Annotated in this window: 11 protein-coding genes and 1 pseudogene; 2 read left to right on the top strand and 10 right to left on the bottom strand. The window is 45.9% G+C overall.

Translation table 11 applies throughout. From position 1 onward, the window contains the following. Window positions 1-237: 237 nt before the first annotated feature. Together MHI06_RS13360 and MHI06_RS13355 are read left to right on the top strand one after the other, a co-directional pair. Complete coding sequence (locus MHI06_RS13360; protein WP_340401787.1) at window positions 238-1,968, top strand: cellulase family glycosylhydrolase; 1,731 nt, start codon at window positions 238-240, stop codon at window positions 1,966-1,968. Between the two features lie 76 nt (window positions 1,969-2,044). After that, a pseudogene (locus tag MHI06_RS13355) lies at window positions 2,045-2,215 on the top strand (manganese catalase family protein); the annotation flags it as partial. 97 nt (window positions 2,216-2,312) lie between these two features. Here the strand turns inward: MHI06_RS13355 and MHI06_RS13350 are convergent. From MHI06_RS13350 to treR, 10 genes are all read right to left on the bottom strand, one after another. After that, window positions 2,313-4,295, bottom strand: a complete 1,983-nt coding sequence (locus tag MHI06_RS13350) for a sucrose-specific PTS transporter subunit IIBC (protein WP_340401786.1) — start codon at window positions 4,293-4,295, stop codon at window positions 2,313-2,315. A 26-nt stretch (window positions 4,296-4,321) separates the two neighbouring features. Next, window positions 4,322-5,797, bottom strand: a complete 1,476-nt coding sequence (locus tag MHI06_RS13345; protein ID WP_340401785.1) for a sucrose-6-phosphate hydrolase — start codon at window positions 5,795-5,797, stop codon at window positions 4,322-4,324. 147 nt (window positions 5,798-5,944) lie between these two features. Beyond that, window positions 5,945-6,928 (bottom strand): LacI family DNA-binding transcriptional regulator, encoded by a 984-nt coding sequence (locus MHI06_RS13340; RefSeq protein WP_169481783.1) that lies wholly within the window; start codon window positions 6,926-6,928, stop codon window positions 5,945-5,947. A 254-nt stretch (window positions 6,929-7,182) separates the two neighbouring features. Continuing rightward, complete coding sequence (locus MHI06_RS13335; RefSeq protein WP_340401784.1) at window positions 7,183-8,856, bottom strand: ribonuclease J; 1,674 nt, start codon at window positions 8,854-8,856, stop codon at window positions 7,183-7,185. Between the two features lie 158 nt (window positions 8,857-9,014). Next, the gene (gene rhaA / locus MHI06_RS13330; protein WP_169481781.1) at window positions 9,015-10,286 is read right to left on the bottom strand and encodes an L-rhamnose isomerase; all 1,272 of its coding nucleotides are present in this window, start codon (window positions 10,284-10,286) and stop codon (window positions 9,015-9,017) included. An 18-nt stretch (window positions 10,287-10,304) separates the two neighbouring features. Next, window positions 10,305-12,374 carry a bifunctional aldolase/short-chain dehydrogenase gene (locus MHI06_RS13325; protein ID WP_340401783.1) on the bottom strand — a complete coding sequence of 690 codons (2,070 nt, stop codon included), beginning with the start codon at window positions 12,372-12,374 and terminating at the stop codon, window positions 10,305-10,307. A 180-nt stretch (window positions 12,375-12,554) separates the two neighbouring features. Beyond that, the gene (locus tag MHI06_RS13320; protein WP_169481779.1) at window positions 12,555-13,535 is read right to left on the bottom strand and encodes a glycoside hydrolase family 5 protein; all 981 of its coding nucleotides are present in this window, start codon (window positions 13,533-13,535) and stop codon (window positions 12,555-12,557) included. A gap of 365 nt (window positions 13,536-13,900) precedes the next feature. Then, the gene (locus tag MHI06_RS13315) at window positions 13,901-16,240 is read right to left on the bottom strand and encodes a beta-galactosidase (protein WP_340401782.1); all 2,340 of its coding nucleotides are present in this window, start codon (window positions 16,238-16,240) and stop codon (window positions 13,901-13,903) included. A 56-nt stretch (window positions 16,241-16,296) separates the two neighbouring features. Beyond that, window positions 16,297-19,635 (bottom strand): DUF5107 domain-containing protein, encoded by a 3,339-nt coding sequence (locus MHI06_RS13310; RefSeq protein WP_340401781.1) that lies wholly within the window; start codon window positions 19,633-19,635, stop codon window positions 16,297-16,299. Between the two features lie 173 nt (window positions 19,636-19,808). Further along, on the bottom strand, window positions 19,809-20,519 hold the full coding sequence (treR, locus tag MHI06_RS13305; protein ID WP_169481776.1) for a trehalose operon repressor: 711 nt from the start codon (window positions 20,517-20,519) through the stop codon (window positions 19,809-19,811). Window positions 20,520-20,536 lie beyond the last annotated feature (17 nt).

Below are 20,536 nucleotides of genomic sequence, written 5' to 3'. Positions count from 1 at the left end.
ACTACACAATCTATTCATATGACAAAATCACTGATTTTCACATGATTTTTATTCCAATTGTGCAGGTATTGTCCAATATTAAATCATGATATAGTAAATTACGAAAACGCTTTCAGTACATAAATCGGTGGTGATTCCAGTATTAAACAAGTAAACTATTGTTTACGTTGAGCTCTATTTTCACCCATGCTTAACCGCTATTCAAGTTCAACCATTCTATACTTGAAGGAGACTATATTGATGAAAAAAAACCGTAAATCAGTCCTTTCTCTTACGCTTGTGACTGCCATGATTCTATCTCTGTTCTCTTCAGCTATGGCTTCCGCTGCAACTGACAACAGCGAACAGGCCGATGCACCAGCTGCTCCAAGCAAAATGCAGGCCTACGTAAACACCATGGAGCCTGGCTGGAATCTGGGTAACTCTCTCGACGCCGTTGGTGAGGATGAGACAGCCTGGGGCAACCCGCGCATTACGAAGGAACTGATTCAATCGATCGCAGATGAGGGCTATAACAGTATCCGTATCCCTGTGACCTGGGAAGCCCATATCGGCGACGCACCCGACTACACAATTGATTCCGCTTACATGAATCGGGTTCAAGAAGTTGTAGATTGGGCGCTCGATGCAGATCTCTATGTCATGATCAATCTTCACCATGATTCCTGGCGTTGGATCAGTTACATGGAGAAAGACCATGACAACGTGCTTGCACGTTACAACTCTGCTTGGACTCAGATTGCTGACAAGTTCAAAGATGCATCCGATAAGCTCATGTTCGAAAGTGTGAACGAACCCCGCTTTTCCGAAGGCGGCACAACAGATGCAGCGATTGGATATCGCATGCTGGACGAATTGAATACTTCTTTTCACAAGATCGTAAGAACTTCGGGTGGAAACAACGAGACACGTCCACTTGTGCTTCCGACGATGCATACCTCTTCTGCTCAACCGGATCTGGATGCATTGAATAAAACCATTCAAAAATTGAATGACTCCAATATTATTGCAACCGTTCACTATTATGGGTTCTGGCCATTCAGTGTGAACATCGCAGGTAACACCACGTATAACGAGGAAGTACAGAAAGACATTACTGATACATTCGATCGGGTACACAATGCTTTCACAGCCAAAGGCATCCCGGTGATCGTTGGTGAGTATGGCTTGCTTGGGTTTGACCAGCACACAGGTGTCATTGAGCAAGGCGAAAAGCTGAAATTCTTCGAATTCGTTGGACATTATCTGCGTCAAAAACAGATGGCAACGATGTTATGGGACAATGGACAGCATTTCGGACGCACAAGCTTCACTTGGTCTGACCAAGAATTATTCAATACGATGCAAGCCAGCTGGAGTGGTCGATCATCCACAGCTGAAACGGACCTCGTATATCTTAAACAAAATGAAGCCATTCAAGATAAAAAAGTAAAGCTCAATCTGAATGGAAACAAATTCAATTCTTTGAAGAACGGCAATACCCCTCTTGTCAGAGGTAAAGACTATACGATCAGAAAAGATGTACTTACGTTAAAATCCAATCTGTTAACCAGATTAACAGCCTCTGGTGATTTGGGCGTCAATGCCACACTCACCGCTGGATTCAACGAAGGTGCTGACTGGAACTTCAATATCATTAAATATGACACACCTACGTTGAGCGATGCAACAGGTACAACCAGTGCATTTGCCATTCCGACTACGTTTAACGGTAACCAACTGGCAACGATGGAAGCAACATATGCAAACGGAGAAAACGCCGGTCCACAGAACTGGACTTCGTTCAAAGAGTTCTCCTATACATTTAGCCCAGATTACGACCGTAATGTGATTGAGCTAAAACCAAACTTCTTTAATGAAACCAATGATGGTGAAGTCACCCTCAAGTTCCACTTCTGGAACGGAGATGTGATTACGTACAAAATCACGAAAAATGGAACCAGCGTTGTTGGCGTAGCTTCCAAATAAGAACTCATCTAACGTTCTGCTCAGAGCCTAAAGCTCTGGCAGAACGTTTTGTTTGTGAACGACCGAATAACGTACAAGTAACCCTGATTATCCGAGCATTGCTCAGATCTGGAAAGGTGTACATCCAACCGATGGTGGTAAACTGGAAGCTTTTGCGGGCTTGCCGGGTTATGGAGGACCAGTGCCTGAGCTACCTGATCTGCCGGAAGAATTTGCGCCAAGGATATCTGCGGCAGATTTGATGTAGATCACCGATGATCTGTTTCTTTAATTTCATACGATTGTACACAAAAAAAAGGGAAACGGAAGAGATGAATCTCTACCATTTCCCTGATTACATGCCACTATTGTGGCTCAGTAAATTTTACGAGCAGTACTGCTTCCCCATTGGCTTGAACATAGCCAGATGACGTTGCTGTAACAGTCGCAATGGTTTCATTTCCGCTTGGAATCAGCACAGGTGTAATCACCGGCAGACCCGCAGCATGAATGACATCCATGTCGAATTCAATTAACAATTGTCCTGCAGTTACACGATCTCCGCTATTCACATGCGCGGTAAAACCGTTTCCTTTCAGTCCAACCGTATTAATTCCGATATGAATTAGCATCTGTACACCTGTCTCATGCTCCAGAATCACCGCATGTTTACTCTTGTTCATGACATGTGCGATGACACCATCAAACGGTGCATACACGTTACCTTCAGATGGCTCAATGGCAATGCCCTCACCCATGTGTTTTTCCGAGAACGCCGGGTCAGGAACCTGCTCCAGAGCAATGATGGTACCGTTCATTGGCGAAGCTATTTCGAGCAAATTTACCTTAGGACGATTGCTTGTAATGACATTGGTAGCTGAATCAGTGCGCGGATTAGAATCCATTGCACTAACTTCAGCTGATGTTACTCCACTGTTGTCATGGCTCACCGACTCCTCTGCAACTGGTCGATCCTTATATCCGAAGAACCAGGTAAGTGCAAAAGCAATGGCCATGGCGACCACGTTGGACAAGATGTACAACGGCAGTTGGCTGTTCAGATAGAGCAGTGTACCGGGAATAACCGTTACAGCCATACCTGTACCCTGCAGATGGAACAATGAAGCGATGAAACCACCTACACCACCACCAACCAGTCCCATAATAAATGGCTTCATATAACGCAAGTTAACTCCGAAGATCGCTGGCTCCGTAATGCCCAGAAATGCGGACAAGGACGAAGGTAATGCAAGTGCTTTGAGTTTCATATTTTTGGTCTTCAGACCTACGGCAAGACAAGCGGCTCCTTGTGCAGCCATAGCACATGTGATAATCGCGTTGAATGGGTTGAATCCCGTCTTCTCCAGCAATTGAATCTCCAGGAAATTAAAGATGTGATGCACACCGGTAACCACAATAATCTGATGGAAGAAACCAATGATAATACCTGCGATTCCGAACGGCAGATCCAATACGGCCGTCGTTCCATGCAGCACCCACTCTTCAAGGGAATGGAATACAGGACCAATGGCGAAAAGTCCGAGCGTAATCATGACTGTCAACGTAATAAAAGGAGTCAGAATTAAATCCAGTGCCTCAGGCACTCGTCTTCTTAAAACCTTCTCGAACTTGGCTCCAATCAAACCTACAAAGAACGCGGGTAGAACAGATCCCTGATAACCCACGACAGGTATGAAGCCGAACATATGCAGCGGCTGTGCTGATCCATCTGCCACCGCGTAAGCATTTGGTAATGCCGGATTGACGAGCATTAGTCCTAGTACGATACCCAATACCGGACTTCCGCCGAATACGCGGAATGCGGACCACGCTACAAGCGCAGGCAAGAAAGCAAAGGCCGTGTCCGTCAGGATCTGAGTGAACAACAGGAAATTGGCCGAGATATCATCAGGTGTTGCACCGAACAAAGCCAGTATTTCATTCTGGGTAAGTAATCCGCGCAATCCCATAAACAAACCTGTGGCAACCAGTACAGGAATAATAGGTACAAATACGTCACCAAACGTGCGGATAGCCCGTTGAAAAGCGTTTCCTTCTTTTTTCCCCTGACTCTTGACATCATCCTTGGACGATCCTTCGATTCCCAGCTTCTCGACCTCTTCAAAGATTCGATTCACCGTTCCCGTACCGAAGATAATCTGATATTGACCCGAGTTAAAAAACGCACCTTTAACCTTCTCGATATTCTCGACCGTTTTCTGATCAATCTTCTCTTTATCTTTCACCATGATCCGAAGACGTGTTGCACAATGTGCAAATGATGCGATATTCTCTTTGCCCCCGATGGCATGAATGACTTCCTGGGCAATGCGTTGATTCTCCGACATGTTATCTCATTCCTCTCACGTAATACTTAATAATTCCATTGAGTTGCTTCAAAATCAGCCTTGCCGCCGTGTGCAAAGAATCGAATGTCCACGCTGTCCCGACTTGGGAAAATCCGGCTGGTAAAGACCTCTTCCCCATCATTCACAAAGATCTCGACCGAAGACGAATCTACGAACAGATGGAACTTAATCACGTCTGCAGTAAGTGTGCACCGCCGTATCGTACCATTTTGCTCTGCCAACTCGGCACCCGACATGGTCCGATCCAGAACAACTTTTTGCTGGATCCGATCATACAGAAGAACCGTTTTCTCAGCTCCATCTGCCCGAAATTCGATGCCTACAGTCTCTGCATCTACATGGCTCATCTCACATATCAGCTCATAGGCAACCCCCTCAAAACCAGCGAAGGATCGACTCTCATTGTCAATCGTTGCAAGAATATGAGTCCCTTCCTCATGCAGACGCAATTGCACCATCTCTGCAACAGGTTGTTGAATTAACTTCCCGTCTCGCAGTGAAAGTTGCCGAGGAATGGTCAGGCAATGAGCCCAGCCACTATCGTCTGTCGGGTATTGCAGATCGGGAAGTCCCATCCAACCAACCAGAATCCGTCTTCCGTCCGGGCCCTGCATTGTCTGCGGAGCATAGAAATCGAATCCACGATCCAGTTCCTGAAATTCACCATGATTGAACTCTCTCGTCTGTAGATCCAGCGGGTCACCGATCAGATAACCAGACTGAAAAATATTCTGATAGTGATCTCCTGCAGCGTCTATGCCTTGTGGGGAAAAGACAAGCACACCTTTCTCGTCCATCTCCATATAATCCGGGCATTCCCACATGTAGCCAAAGGAGGTTAGCTGCGTACGAATTTCACCGAGAAACTCCCAGTTTCTCAGATCTGATGAGCGATACAGCACCGTACATCCCGTCTCATCTGCTCGCTGTGCTCCGATTACACAATAATACGTGTCTCCTTGTTGCCACACTTTGGGATCTCTGAAGTGTTCCGTGTATCCTTGTGGAACCGAAGAGATTACCGGATGATTCAGCTTGCTTACTGAACCGCTTTCATCCATTACTGCCAAGCATTGATACGGATGTCTGACCCAAGCCTCATCTCTCGTATTGCCTGTATACAGCAAATGCAGTTTGCCGTCTTTTTCAATGGCGCTACCGGAATAAGCTCCGTGCGAGTCATATGGGTCACCAGGTTGAATGCCAATGCCAACATTTTCCCAGTTCACCAGATTCTTCGAGCGGGTGTGATACCAGTATTTCATGCCGTGTTCTGTTCCAAGTGGAAACCACTGATAGAACAGATGATAATAGCCTTGATAATATGCAAAGCCGTTAGGATCATTAAGCAGACCTGTTACGGGCTGAATGTGATAACTCTGTCTCCAAGGACATACGGATATCTGTGCTTCAAGCTTCGCAATCTCTCCAGGCTCCGCTTGCTCAATTCGTCTGTATCGTTGCTCTCTAGTCATCTTCATAGCTGTTCTCCATTCAAATTATAGGAACCGGTTCCGTTAGACGCAAAAAAATAATTCCATATGGCATTAGTGCCTGCCCGTGTTCGTATATCCGAATTGGATATATATAATGGAACCGGTTCGATGGAATTATCATAAAGGATGTTTTTATATTTTGTCAACGCTTTCTCGAGGAATAAGTTCTACATCAAGTGTTGTTCGTTCCTCCACCGACTCGCCTTTGACCAGACGTATAATATGATTCGCTGCTACTTTGCCTGCCTGCAGATAGTGATATTTCACGGTCGTTAGCGTGGGATGAATCATCTCCGTAATATCGTATCCGCCAAATCCGGTAACAGATAATTCTTGCGGTATGCGGATTTTATTGGAGAACGCAATCTTCATCACACCCAGTGCGATATTATCCGTAGCCCCTACAATGATCGTTGGTGTAATCTCTTTCAGTATGGCTTCAGCGGTAACGATGGCTTCAGACATCTTGAAGCTCGTCTCATAATACTTCACTTCGCATTCACCACATTCGGCGATCGCTCGCTGGAATCCCTGTTTGCGATGAATACCCACCGCCTGATCCTTCTCGCTAACTCCCATATACACGATCTTGCGGTGGCCCTGTCCGACGACGTATCTTCCCATCTCATAGCCTGCCTGATCATCATTGTGAACCAAACTGTGTAGTTGCTCATGCTGCTGCCCCACCAATAACACCGGAATACCTATATCCTTAACGGCCTTCAGATGTGCTTCAGTTACTTCAGCCGCCAGCAGAATAATACCCGACACCTTCTGTCTTGCAAAATCATATATGGCATCAATCTCGCGCTGCATGTCCTGGCTCGTATTCGCAATCAGCATCTGATACTGATTACTCCGCAGTTCTTCATCAATTCCGATCAATGTCTGGGATGTCGCAAAAGAATCGAGTCGTGGCACAACCGTACCGATAATACTAGTCTTCTTCGCCTTTAGACTCTGTGCAAATGTGTTGGGAACATAATTGTATTGTTTGATAATGCGCTCAATCTTCTGGGCTGTATCCTCACTAACAGATCCGCCATTCAGGAAGCGAGAGACCGTGCTCTTCGCCACACCTGCCATCTGAGCGATATCAGAAATCGTTTTATTCATAAAGACTCCTCTTATTTCTATAAGCTAGTTTACCTTTTATTATACTTCGAATCGCAAACCCATGGCGAATTTGATTCAACTCAATTTATCGCACACCTATGTACAATTTAAACGGTTCCTATTAAACAGCAAAAGCCCGATAATAATGTGACGTTCATACAGAAGTATGATCCGACATTCATCAGGCTGTTAAATTTCAATATACACGTTTGCTCAGAGCACCAGCACAAGAACGATTCCTATTCCTTATGGTCTCAGACTTCAATAATAATAGGCAAGATCATAGGTCTTCGCTTTGTTTGAGCGTAAATGTAGTGACCGATCTCGTCTTTCAGCTTTCTTTTGATCACATTCCACTGATTCACACCAGCGCCGGTCAACTCCCCCATTCGGTTCAGAACCAGCTCATGAATCTCATGCATGAATTCTTCCGAGTCTTTGACGAATACGAACCCTCTGGAGATAATTTCGGGTGAGGTTACCAAGTGTTTGTCCGTTTTGCTCAGTGTAGTCACAATCACCAGCATGCCATCGGATGACAGCTGCCTGCGGTCACGAAGTACAATGTTGCCGACATCACCCATGATCAGACCGTCTACGAGACTGTTGCCTGACGCAATTTTGGGACCCAGAGAAGCAGTGCCGTCTTTGTATTGGACCATATCCCCATTATTCACAATAAACACATGATCACGCGCTATACCTACGGACTCGGCAAGCAGTCTGTGCTGATACAACATGCGGAACTCACCGTGGATCGGAATCAGATAATCCGGCTTCATCAGGGTCAACATCAATTTGAGTTCTTCCTGACTGCCGTGTCCAGAGACATGCATTCCTGCCGCACCACTAGAACCATATATCACACGTGCTCCGAGAACATACAGATTATCAATCACATGTGCAAGATTCCGTTCATTACCCGGAATAGCTCCGGCGGCAATAATAACCGTATCCCCGGCGTTAATTCTTACGTGAGGATGCTTACCGGATGCCAAACGTGACAATGCTGCCATCGCTTCTCCCTGGCTACCAGTACATAATACAACAACTTGTTCTGGTGGAAACTGATCCGAATCAATGGCCTCAATCAACAGTCCGTCAGGAACTTGCAAATACCCCAATTCACTTGCCACCGATACCACATTCACCATACTTCTGCCCAACAGTGCCAGTTTGCGCCCTGTCTCGAATGCTGCATTCACAATCTGCTGTACCCTGCTAACATTTGACGCAAAGGTCGAGATAAATACTTTTTGTTTCGCACGGATAAAGGCATCCAGAATGTGGTCTCCTACAATACGCTCGGAAGGTGTAAATCCGGGTCTTTCTGCATTGGTACTTTCGGAGAGCAATATATGAACGCCTTGTTTTCCAATCTCGGCCATACGGTGCAGATCAGGGAAAGGTCCATGTACAGGAGACATGTCGAATTTGAAATCTCCGGTGTGCACGACATTGCCGGCTGGGGTCTGAAAGAAAATCCCAAGACAATCTGGAATACTATGACTGGTTGCGAAAAAGGAAACTTCGATCCCTCCCAGCGTAATGCTGGAGTGAGCATCGATCGTGTGCAGGTCCGCCTGGCGCAGCAGCCCATGCTCTTTCAGTTTAAGTTCGATCAGCCCGCGCGTGAGCCTAGATGCATACACCGGAATGTTCATTTGTTTTAACAAATAAGGAATGCCACCGATGTGATCTTCGTGTCCGTGGGTAACCACAAGACCCCTTACTTTATCCAGATTCTCCAGCAGATACGTTACATCCGTAATGATCAGATCAATACCCGGCAAGGTCTCATCGGGAAACTTCGAACCACAGTCAATCACGATGATGTCCTGATTGTATTGGATGAAATACATATTCTTCCCTATTTCATTCACGCCGCCAAGTGCAGCGATATACAGTTTGTTATGGGCTAGATTCAACTCTATTAACCTCCTCTGCGTAAGCAAACGTATGCGATTCGGATCTATATTCCTAGTATGGAAACAATCGCCTCACTTATGCATTTCAGCTTGATTATGCCAAAAAAACCACCACGGAATTTTCATTCCATAGTGGTTTATACGAAAAATAAATGCGGTTACACCAATGATTTATCACGCTGTAGCAATACGTCTTGTTCATAGGTTTTGATATCCGTGATCCACTTTTCACGAACTGGAACGCCTTGCTGAGCACAATAGTAGTCCCAGATCGCGCCAAACGGATAGGATTTGAACTCTTCCGTCAATGCTAGACGCAGGGTGTAATCTCCGTCCAACTCGGCCTGTTTCAAGGCATCCACCGGTTCCAGCATCGCACGCAGAAGGGCTTTGACCGTATTACGTGTACCCACAACCCACGCAGCTACACGGTTAATACTTGCATCAAAGAAATCCAGTCCAATATGTGTAGTCGCAAGCAGATCATGTCTAACCAGTTCACGGGCAATTTCCAGCAACTCATCGTCCATGATTACGACGTGGTCACTGTCCCAGCGCATCGGGCGGCTTACGTGAAGCAGAATGCCGCTAGTAAACAAAGATAGGGACGACAGTTTATTGGAAATAACCTCTGTTGGATGAAAATGACCTGCATCTAGGCAGATTAACGTATCATTTTGCAAACCGTAACCCATATAGAATTCATGAGAACCCACCACATATGCTTCCGAACCGAGACCAAACAACTTACTCTCTACCGCGTCCAGGTTGTGCTCCGGGTTAAGTGGTTCGCCGAATACTTCATCTAGCGATTCCTTGAGACGTTTGCGTGGTGTTAACCGGTCAACCGGGTTATCCTTGAATCCGTCCGGTACCCATACATTGGTTACACAGGTCTGACCAAGCTGTTCACCAAAGTAAGCACCAATCCGGCGAGACGCCTTGCAGTGATCAATCCAGAACTTGCGAATCTCAGGGTCCGGATGACTGAGCGTGAATCCGTCACTTGATTTTTCATGGGAAAAACACGTTGGGTTAAAGTCCAGACCGAGTCCTTGTTCTTTGGCCCATTTCACCCAGTTCTCATAATGCTTCGGCTCAATCCGATCCAGTTCAACCTTTTCGTCTGTATCCGTGTAGATCGCATGCAGATTGACCTTATGTTTGCCGGGAATCAGAGCGAAAGCTTGCTCCAAATCGTTGCGAAGTTCAGCAGGTGTGGTCGCAGCCCCCGGATACTGACCTGTAACGGAAATACCACCTGTTAACTCCCCATCTTTATTCAGAAAGCCTTTAACATCATCGCCTTGCCAACAGTGTACGGATACTTTGATATCCGCAAGTTTGTTCAGCACCTCGTCCGTATCAATTCCGTGCTGGGCATACAATGCCTTGGCTGCTTCATACGCTTGCTTGACTTGGTTATCCATCCGCAAGAACCCTCCTATTTAACGTGTAAATGCTGCCGGTACACCGCCATCAATGGTCATCATGCAACCGGTTGTTTTTTCGGATTTCGAAGAAGCAAAGAATGCGATCCCTTCCGCAATATCTCTTGGATAGATATTTACGAGCAATGTCGTCCGTTTGCGGTAATACTCTTCCAATTGATCCGGCTCGATACCGTATGCCGCTGCTCGTTCGTTTCTCCAGGAACCGTTCCAGATCGCTGACCCTTGTAGAATGGCGTCTGGAAGAATTGTATTTACACGAATGCCATACTCCCCGCCTTCTGCTGCAATACAGCGTGCGAGATGAGCTTCCAGTGCTTTGGCCGAGCTGTAAGCAGAGGCACTTTTACCCGCATACACTGAGTTTTTGGACCCGATAAATACCATGCTTCCACCAATGCCCTGCTGTTTCATCAGCTTGAAGGCTTCACGAGCCACAAGGAAATACCCTGTACCCAGTACATTCATGTTCAGGTTCCATTCTTTCAGGGACGTTTCATCAAATGGGCTGGATGTCGCCAATCCGGCATTGTTCACGATGATGTCCACTCCGCCATATTGCACCGCAACATCTGCATACGCAGATTGAACGGCTTCTTCATCGGTCACGTCCATTTTCAGCGCATACGCACGATTCGCACCGTATTGATCATTGATTTCCTGTGCTACCTTCTGTGCGCCCTCCAGGTTGAGATCAGCAAGCACGACATGAGCACCTTCAGATACCAATCTACGTGCTGTTTCACTTCCGATCCCGCCTGCTCCACCTGTGATAAATGCCACTTTGCGGGAGAATTCGGTTTCTGCGGGAGCCAGAGATAATTTGTACAATTCCAGCGGCCAGTACTCCACATTGTAAGATTCGTTTGCACTGAGCGATACGAATTGACCTAGGCTAGTGGCTCCACGCATAACGGCAATCGCTCTATGATATAATGCACCGCTTACTTGAGAGAGCGCCCAGCTCTTGCCTGTGTTGATCATGCCCACACCCGGAATGAGGATAACGCGAGGTGCCGCTTCGAACATGACATCACCTTCGTTTTTGTTGCTCTCAAAATACTGCTGATATTGTTCTTTGTAGGCGGCAACGCCTTCTACCAGCTTGGCTTTTAAGCCTTCGATATCTTCCGCATCCGGTGTCCAATCGATGAACAGAGGTACGACTTTGGTATGTACCAGATGATCCGGGCAAGCCGCACCCACCTGAGACAATTGCGGAGAGTCCGCTCCGCCTACAAAAGCAAGCACATCCGCCTGATCATCAAAGGACAAAATCATTTTTTTACTATCCGATACCGCTCCACGAATCGTTGGCATCACACGTGATACGATCTGACGACGAACATCAGCGGCCAATGCCGGGTGTTTCACACCACCGAACAAACTTCCTTCGTCCACCCGTGCTTCGATGAATGCTTCTGCTTCATTGATAATCTTGATCGTTTGTGCGTAACATTCCTCGGATGTTTCTCCCCAAGTCACAAGTCCGTGTTTTTCCATCAGTACGAGTTCGGCATTAGGATTCGAGAATACGCTTTCAGCAATCATTTTAGATAAGGTGAACCCTGGACGAACGTAAGGTACCCATACAAAACGATCACCGTAGATCTCTCTCGCCAATTCCTTGCCGTTATTCGCACAACACAGGCTGATAATCGCATCCGGGTGCGTATGATCCACATGCTTATATGGTAGGAACGCATGTAGCAGAGTCTCGATGGAGGCGCGCGGATGCTTGGCATCAATCATGCAATGTCCCAGATATTCAACCATCTCTTCATCCGACATGGATTCACGTTCAATTAATGGTCGAATGTCTTCGAGCCCAAGTCCGGTAAAATGCTTCGCTTCCATAGAACCCAGATCGGAGCCGCTGCCTTTCACATACATTACTTCTACATCACGACCACGAAAATCCTTCACTGTCGTTTTGGTAGATGTATTACCACCGAAAATGTTACATACACTGCGATCGGTTCCAATCAGGTTGGATCGGTAAACCAATTGCTCCAGTCCTGTTGTTTTCTCAGATGCCTGTGATGCATTCCATAAACTCTGTACCATTCGTTTCCCTCCGATAATGTTTGTTTTATTCCTAATTCGAGTTTATCATCTTTGTTTTGTTTTGAAAACAAAAGATTTTAAATATAAACGGAAAAATTCAAAAACCAATATGGATTAAGCACTTTTATTTAAAAAAACACCCTAACGTGAACGTCAGAGTGTTCCTGTTTCATCAGCGGATTAGAAAATCCCCGCTTTTTGGGAAGTGTTTTTAATTCCATAGGTATCATTCACTACGGTGTTTCCGAAGCTCGTCAAACTTCCGTTCGGACCTGTAGCCATGTCCAGATAGTTCAGACCAGAACTGTTTCCATACCAGGACCAGGCCAGCCAGCCCACCCCTTTTTCCTGACCATATCTCATGATCGCATACTCGTCCACATCACCATTCGTGTGGTATCCCCCGAACTCACCAATGATCAGAGCCAATCCTTTGTTCAGCACATTTTCCATATTGGCTTTGACGGTTGCAGCATCTTTGCCAGCATACTCATACATATGAATGGAGAACACGGTATTTTTCTGTGAGTCGGCTGCGAATACACTTTGTCCATAATCGACGATGGATTGAGGGAATTGTCCCCATCCTGCTGCATCCACAATCAGCGTATTTTTGATTCCCGCGTTTCTTAATTTCGGAATGGCTTTTTTGTAACCATCGGCCCACGCACTTCCATTCCACGTTCCATACCATTCATTCGCAATGTTCACGATTACCCGATCTTCTTTGCCAATCAAAGCTTCCTTAATGCTAATCCAGTAGTTCACCGCCGCGTCCAACGAATTATAGTCATCTTTCCCTGTGGCGTCATGGACTTCAAGTACAGCTATCATTTTATTTTGGTTGACCACGTTAATTATATTTTTAACAGCGTTCAGATCATCTTTGGTGTACTGGGCACCATTTGAAAGAACAATGCGTACTGTATTGGCACCTGTTTTAGCGATTGCAGGGATAGCGGTATTTAAATCATTTTTGAACCAAGAATGTCCGTGATTAACACCTCTCATGACAAAAGCTTTACCTGTGGAATCATATAACTTGTTACCGCTTACATAAAATCCTGTGGCAGCAGATGCTTTGGGGGCTGCACTTCCCAGTACCATGAACATGAGAGCAGCAATAACCGTGAAGATTGTACACTTTTTCAGATTAACCATTCGTTTGGAACCTCCTGTATTTGTTTTTTTATTTCAATTAACCCTGCTCAAGGCAAGAAGTTAACTAAAATCGTTAGTAATAGAATTAACCTGTCCCTAATTAAACCTTGATTACACACCCTAATTAATTTGTGTAATTAGGTTAAATTAACTTTATCGATAAGGTTATGAGGTTATAATAAAATGAAAACGCTTACTAGTCAAGATGTTTTTACCATGATTAGGAATCATTTGTTTTTACATCACACAGCAAAAAAAGGCTCTCTCCCCTCACAATTGCTCGGAGAAAGAACCCCTCTGTATCATAAACATCAGTTAACTCTTGTTTAAGTCTTGTTTATCTGTTGTTTAACTCCTGATTTAGACTAAGCGTCTTCCCTAACTCCCGTCAATACCAACCCAACCCGGTACTGTGGTTTCACCCGAATCTCATTAAATTTTCCGATCTCCACGCCCTCAAACCGCTCCACATAAGCCTGATTCACATAACTCTCAGTCGTCCCTTTTCGAATTGGGGTTATAGACAGACGAAGCGCGTGATCAGCCAACAAATGACGGGATTGCTTCAAACCAAACATCCAGCTGTGCCCATAGTGAATATGATCTGTTAACATCTGATGATGAATATGTGCTGCAGCAACGTCTCCTTCATAATCAATCTTAACCCACACGTCATCTACTTGTTCCGGCCACGCTGTGTCCAATCTCAGTGTTACTGCATACTCTTTCGGATAATCAACCTCTACAGCAGGCTCGTAAGGCGAAACTTGGAATGTGTACGTATCGAATACTCTTTGCTTAGACTGGGTTGAGACGGCATATTCAGAAGCGGTAATCTGTTCTGCTCCGGGATAAACGGATACCTCAAACTCTGCTTGCTCTACGGATGTGCATATGAGCATCTCATTCTGTAGATATAGATGACTGTTGCTAATTACAAGCCTTTCTTCTCCGCCCACATGGAAACGGTACGCATGCAGTGCCTCTTCACGGGTCAACGTAATGATTCGTATTTCCACACCATCCGATGTTGTGACTCTCAGATGATGGTCCTTGCCGGCAATCGGGTGTATCACAACTTCATTTCCCTGCTCAGATACTTTGCCTTCGGGCATATCCACATTTGTAACAGATGATGTATCAATAACATACTCAGGCGCCATACCTTCATGGGCATAAAAGACAGCCGTAAGCTCCTGATTTACCATAAATCGGGTCAGTGGCTGAACGGTAGCACTAATGATCTTCATTCCACTCAGATTCATATGGAATGGCAGAATGACAGCCATGCCGGATTTCAGCTGCATCGTTCCTTCTATGGGATAAGAAGCAACCCCTTGGCTGGTATGCAACGCCAATTGAATATCACGATCAGGCAACGCCACATGATCCTGATAATTATTCATGAACAGGAATCCCGAGCCATCTTGTTGGCGAACAGACCAACGTATATCCATCGTGTTCTCCGGTGTTATCGAATGCTGTTCATCAGGTACAACACTTCCCATTGGCGCAAGCAGCTCACCGTATGCTTCCAGGAACATGGACAAGGTACGAATACGGTCATACGATTCACCAATACGTCCGAATTCTCCGAGTGGGGCTTGATAGTCATACGTCATTTTCGGCAATGCCTGTTCGTTCATATAAGATTTTTGCCCTATCGGATTGGTACCGCCATGATACATATAATATCCGACGAGATTACTGCCGTTTGCCAGCTTCACAATGGTCATCGCCTCAACACTGTCCGCATCGACAACTGGCCGTGCGTGATAACTGACCTGCATGCCGCCAGCAAGCTCGCAATACGCCGCAGGATACTCCAGACTGTCATAATCCACTTCTTCAACAGGATTTATATGGAGATCCCGGAATAAATACTCGCGGCTTGGAGGCTGATTCGGAATCCATGGTGTGTACGCATACCCCGCGAGCATCGGCAACGTGCCTTCTTCAGGCACCGCAGCATTCCCCCAAGCCGTGGCAGTATAGAACAAGGGGTTCATGCCGACTTCTTCGGCAATACGGCGAAGCACCTTTAGATGTTCCCGCCCGTCCCGGCCGGAGGAAATATACTTTTCACGTGTATATCCCCAGGCATCCAAGGGTGCGCCAGCGTGCATGTACTCATTTTCCAACTGTACGGCTATAACGGGCCCACCCTCCTGGTGAAAACAGCCATTGAGCTGACGGGCAATCTCGCGATATAGTCGCTTGGCGTAATACAGGTACCCTTCATCATTCGATCTGACTTCAAATGCATAACTGAATAACCAATCCGGCATCCCCCCATTGCGAACTTCCCCATGACAGAATGGACCAATCCGCACGATGAGAGGCAGCTGATGTTTGCCACACAGATCCACAAAGTGCCGCAAGTTCAGATTTCCCGACCAATTAAACTCGCCTTCCTGCTCCTCGTGAAAATTCCAGAAGACATAGGAAGCGACGATGTTCACCCCGCCTGCCTTCATCTTCAGTAATTCTTCCTCCCACTGCAGGTAAGCGAATCTGGAGAAATGAAATTCACCAACCACAGGAATGTAGGGCTTATCGTTGCGGACCATATAATAATTGGTAAAGTCATACGACTCCCCTCGTGGATTCTTGCCACTGCTGCCAGTCATGCGACCAGCACGAATGTCCTTATCTTCCGCGTCCAATACAAAGCGAATATGGCTACCTGCTACACTATCGTTCATGGATTATATAACTCCTTCGATATAAATGGGATATGGTTGATGATGTAGATTATCAATTATACATGGACGATTGCCCCTTGATGATTCGGGTTCTTCTCCAGTACTCGCTCCAACTCATCCTTTGCTTCATCCGTCCGACCCAGTCCCAGAAGGCCCAATGCCCGCATATACCGGCAATGTTCTTCATTTCGCTGATCGAGATCATCATCGAATACTAGAAAATCGGGCAGAGAGACCGCAAAATAATCCATTCGGATGTGATCTTGCATATGTCTTTCGGCATAATCAATCAGTTTGTTAAAACGTCTGTTTGCTTCCTTCGTATTGCCAAGTTTCTGCCAGGCCAGTCCCTGATAATAGATCGATTCCGGCGGCTGATCATTATAGAACATCGCGCTTGCCGGTTCGTTCAGGCCGATCGATGCTCTGTGGAAATTCTCCTCTGCAGCCTGATTATTCTTCAGTTGCTGGTAGGCACAGCCCAGATAAAAGTACAATGGATTGTCTACAGCTCCCTCCAGTTTACCTTCACCTAAGTTCTCCGGGTAAACCAAAGCCTTCTGCAACAGCTCCAATGCTAGTTCAGGTTGTTGTTTCTCCAGATTTTGCTTCGCCAGTTCCGTCAGTGCCGTAACATATTGTCCTGTAACTTTGCCTTCTCCACCCTCCCAGGGATGAAACCGCCGTGCCTGAAGAGCATCCCATGCTTCCTGATGACTACCCTGCATATTTAATAGAGTCACCCACTCGATATACAGATCATCACGGTGATGAACCAACTCTATATGTTGTTCCAACAATCTAATTCGACGCTCACAAGAATATCCCATCTTCTTGCGCAATTGATCCAACTCGTAGAAGATTCGGGCATCCTGTGAATCCAACCGGAAAGCTTCCTCTAAGGATACCAGTGCAAGATCTGGCCGATTCAGCTTGTTATAATAAGCCAGTCCCAGATTGCGATGTACAGTCGAATAGGTAGCATCCTCCTCACGCGAAGTTTCCCAATGAGTGATCGCTTCCTCGTAGCGTTTATGATCATATAGCCAATTTCCCAGGTAATAGTGAGCACGCGCATCATTCGAATCCACTGCCAATACATCCTGAAGCACCAGGAATTCAAATAGGGTATTAGGAAAACAATAATCGGTTGGAGCAGCTTTCCCCTGCTTTTGATATTCTCGTGCCTGTTCCACATCCCCCAACTGACGATACAAGTAGGCCTCCGCATAACCAACCATGGGATACTGTTGTGAAACTTCGGATTCAACATACGAGAGTACCGTCAGTGCTTCTTCCCACAACCCACTATCCGCGTAATCCGCGGCTACATTCAGATAATTATAAACGTCTCCTCGCATCAGACGATGGAAATGTTCACGCGCTTGCTCCGCTTGTTCTCTCTCTGAAGGTGCAGTTGCTCCGCTGTAGATCAGGACTAATTCATGTGCGGCTCCAAATTCAACCGGGTCCAGTTCCAATGTCTCACGTGCATATTGAATGGCATGTTTATCTTGACCTATTCTACGTAACAGAGCCACTTTCAGATGCCGAGCCTTATAATTTCTGGTGTTACGAATCAGCGAACGTTCGATGTGATCCAAAGCTTCGATGTAGCGATGTTGCCCCGTATCGATCTGAGCAAGCATGTAATAACCCGTATCCTGATACTGTGCAGACCATACGGCTTTATACAGTGCTGCGTAGGCATCTTCCTGTTTCCCCTGTAATTTCAAACTCAGACCGAGTTGGTAAAATGCTTCACTATCATACGGATTCGTATTTTTCCAGTTCAGCGATTGAACGGCCTGTCTGAAATGCTTCTCTGCAGCTTGGAACAATCCTCTTCGCAGCAGCAATGTGCCATACGCAATGTTTAGACGAATATCCGTTGCATCTCGCTTCAAGCCTTCCAGATAATAAAGTTCCGGTTCATACGTCGCATGCCGATATTGCTCCAAATGAAGACCAGCCAGATATAGTTGTTCATTCGTACGAATCTCGGATGGTAGTGGGAGTGGTTTCGCCGGATCGGGCACTTCCTGAATCTCAGAACGTTCAGGCTGATAGGCTACAAGTACTTTTCCTTCCGCAGTTCGAACACTTAACTTCAACTGATGCCATTCATCTTGTCCGCTCCACGGGAATGAAGATTTATATAGTTCCGTAGGTGAGATATCACATCTCTCATGGAGATATACCGTGGTTGATCCTATCACTTCAATGGTCACTTGTTCAAAAACCGACGTCGCATATACCATCACGGTTACCATTCCGGTCGTTTCGTCCATTTCCAGATTAACCGCTGCATCAATCGTTGCATTTTTGACCATGCCAATTCCTTTATACGGCATAAAATACTGCGAAAATGATTTCGCTTCATAGGGCTGTAACCACGTAAAATCAGGCTGATTATCGGTATAGATCCCGGTCATTAATTCAATGTAAGGTCCATCCTCATCCGTTAACTGGCGATCCCAGGCTTGCCCGAATGCTCCGTTCCCCCAAGTCCATTGCTTCTTGCCCGGAGAAATATGGTGATTGGCTACATGCAACAAACCTGCCTGAACTCCGTGGTCATAGCCGCCTACGAAATTATAATCCGACTTATACGCCATGTAGGATGTTGGAACCGGTATGTTTTTGTATCGCGAGATATCCACACCTTCGGAATAGTCCATCTTATAGTAAGTTCCAGTTGCGATTGGAAACCGGGATACATCCCGTTTGCCATGATCCAATACAGCCGTTACATCAGGTGGAAACACCGATTGCGTGTAATCGTTGACGGCTACAGCCGGGTTGGCCCACCAGAGAAAAGTTTGAGGTGCACTGGTACGATTGTATACCTCAGCATGGATTTCAAGATAGGCTTTACCCGGATGTAATGTGAAGCCCGCGGTCATTTTGGTACCATACATACGATCAATCTCACCCACCCATAAGGTAGCGCTTCCATCTTCATTACTGTCAAATGTATAATCGACTGGACCAAACGTGTTCGGCCGATGATGCTGTGGCCAGTTGAATTCAATTCCGCCAGAAATCCATGGCCCTGCCAGACCCACAAGTGCAGGTTTAATCACCCGGTTATAATATACAAAATCGTACTCGTTGGTCCGATCCAGCGCACGATAGATCCGTCCACCCAATTCAGGCATCATCTCGATACGAACGTATTCATTTTCGAGAATAATTAATCGATACGACTTCATTTTGGCCTCATCTTCAATGCTGTCGATTACTGGATGCGGGTACACCTTACCCGAACTGCCCTGATAGATTCGTTTTTCAAGAAACATCGGATTTTTGTCCGGTTTACCAGTACCATAGGTTGGAATATCTCTGGTTTCTTCCCATATGCGTACGTTCGATTTCGCTGTCACGTGATTCAATTCCCTCACTCCTTGGCCTCGTGTATATGATGATCATACGCTCCAGCATGAAGGAAGAACATTGACATTAAGTGGTTCTTGATGGACGATCTTCGGATTTCCCCATAACCAAAGAGAGTACCAATCCACCGAATAATGCAGTGAAAGGTACTCTCTGATTGATCTTGATTAACTTATCTGCGACGTGCAAAATCTACAAATCTGAACTTGTCCGGTCGATGTCTCGACTCCGTATACTGAAATTGACTAGCATCCTCCAGATACACTTGGCTCCTCACCACAACTACATTGTGGAAACCTTCAAGGTCAAGTAATTCCCTGTCCTCAGCGGTGGGTTCTTCCACCAAAATCTCTTTCTTGGCAAACGAAATGGAAAGCCCCAACTCCTGTTCAATGTACTCATAGATGGAATCATTACAGATCTCTTTGCTGAGACCCGGAACAAGACGCTGGCTGATGTAATCTTTGTCCAGAATGACGTGTTCTCCATCCACTTTGCGCACACGTCTGATCTCCCAGACCTGTTCATTCAGACCAAAGTTGATTTTCTTGTGCAGCACCTGATCTACTTTTTGCTCCTCGAAAACCTTCACATACGTTTGAGCCCGATGCCCCATTTTTTTGGCTAATTCCTTGAAGCTAACCAAACCTGAGATGGGAAAATCGATCTTGCGTATGTCCAGTACAATCGAGCCCTTGCCTTGAATCTTCTGAATATAACCTTCTTCGTACAACATTTTCAGCGCTTTACGAATAGTCTCTCGAGACGTTTGATAACTTTCCGATAGATCAAGTTCCGATTGAAGTAGCGTACCTGCCTCAATCTCTCCAGTCCGAATACGATCTGCAATATCTTCATATATCCGGATAAATTTATTATTCATTATTCATCACCATTGTT

The organism is Paenibacillus sp. FSL H8-0079, from assembly GCF_037991315.1.
In the GTDB taxonomy this organism is placed as follows: Bacteria; Bacillota; Bacilli; order Paenibacillales; family Paenibacillaceae; genus Paenibacillus.
The sequence above is the reverse complement of the archived record's forward strand: the minus strand, read 5'-3'. Positions and strand labels throughout refer to the sequence as shown.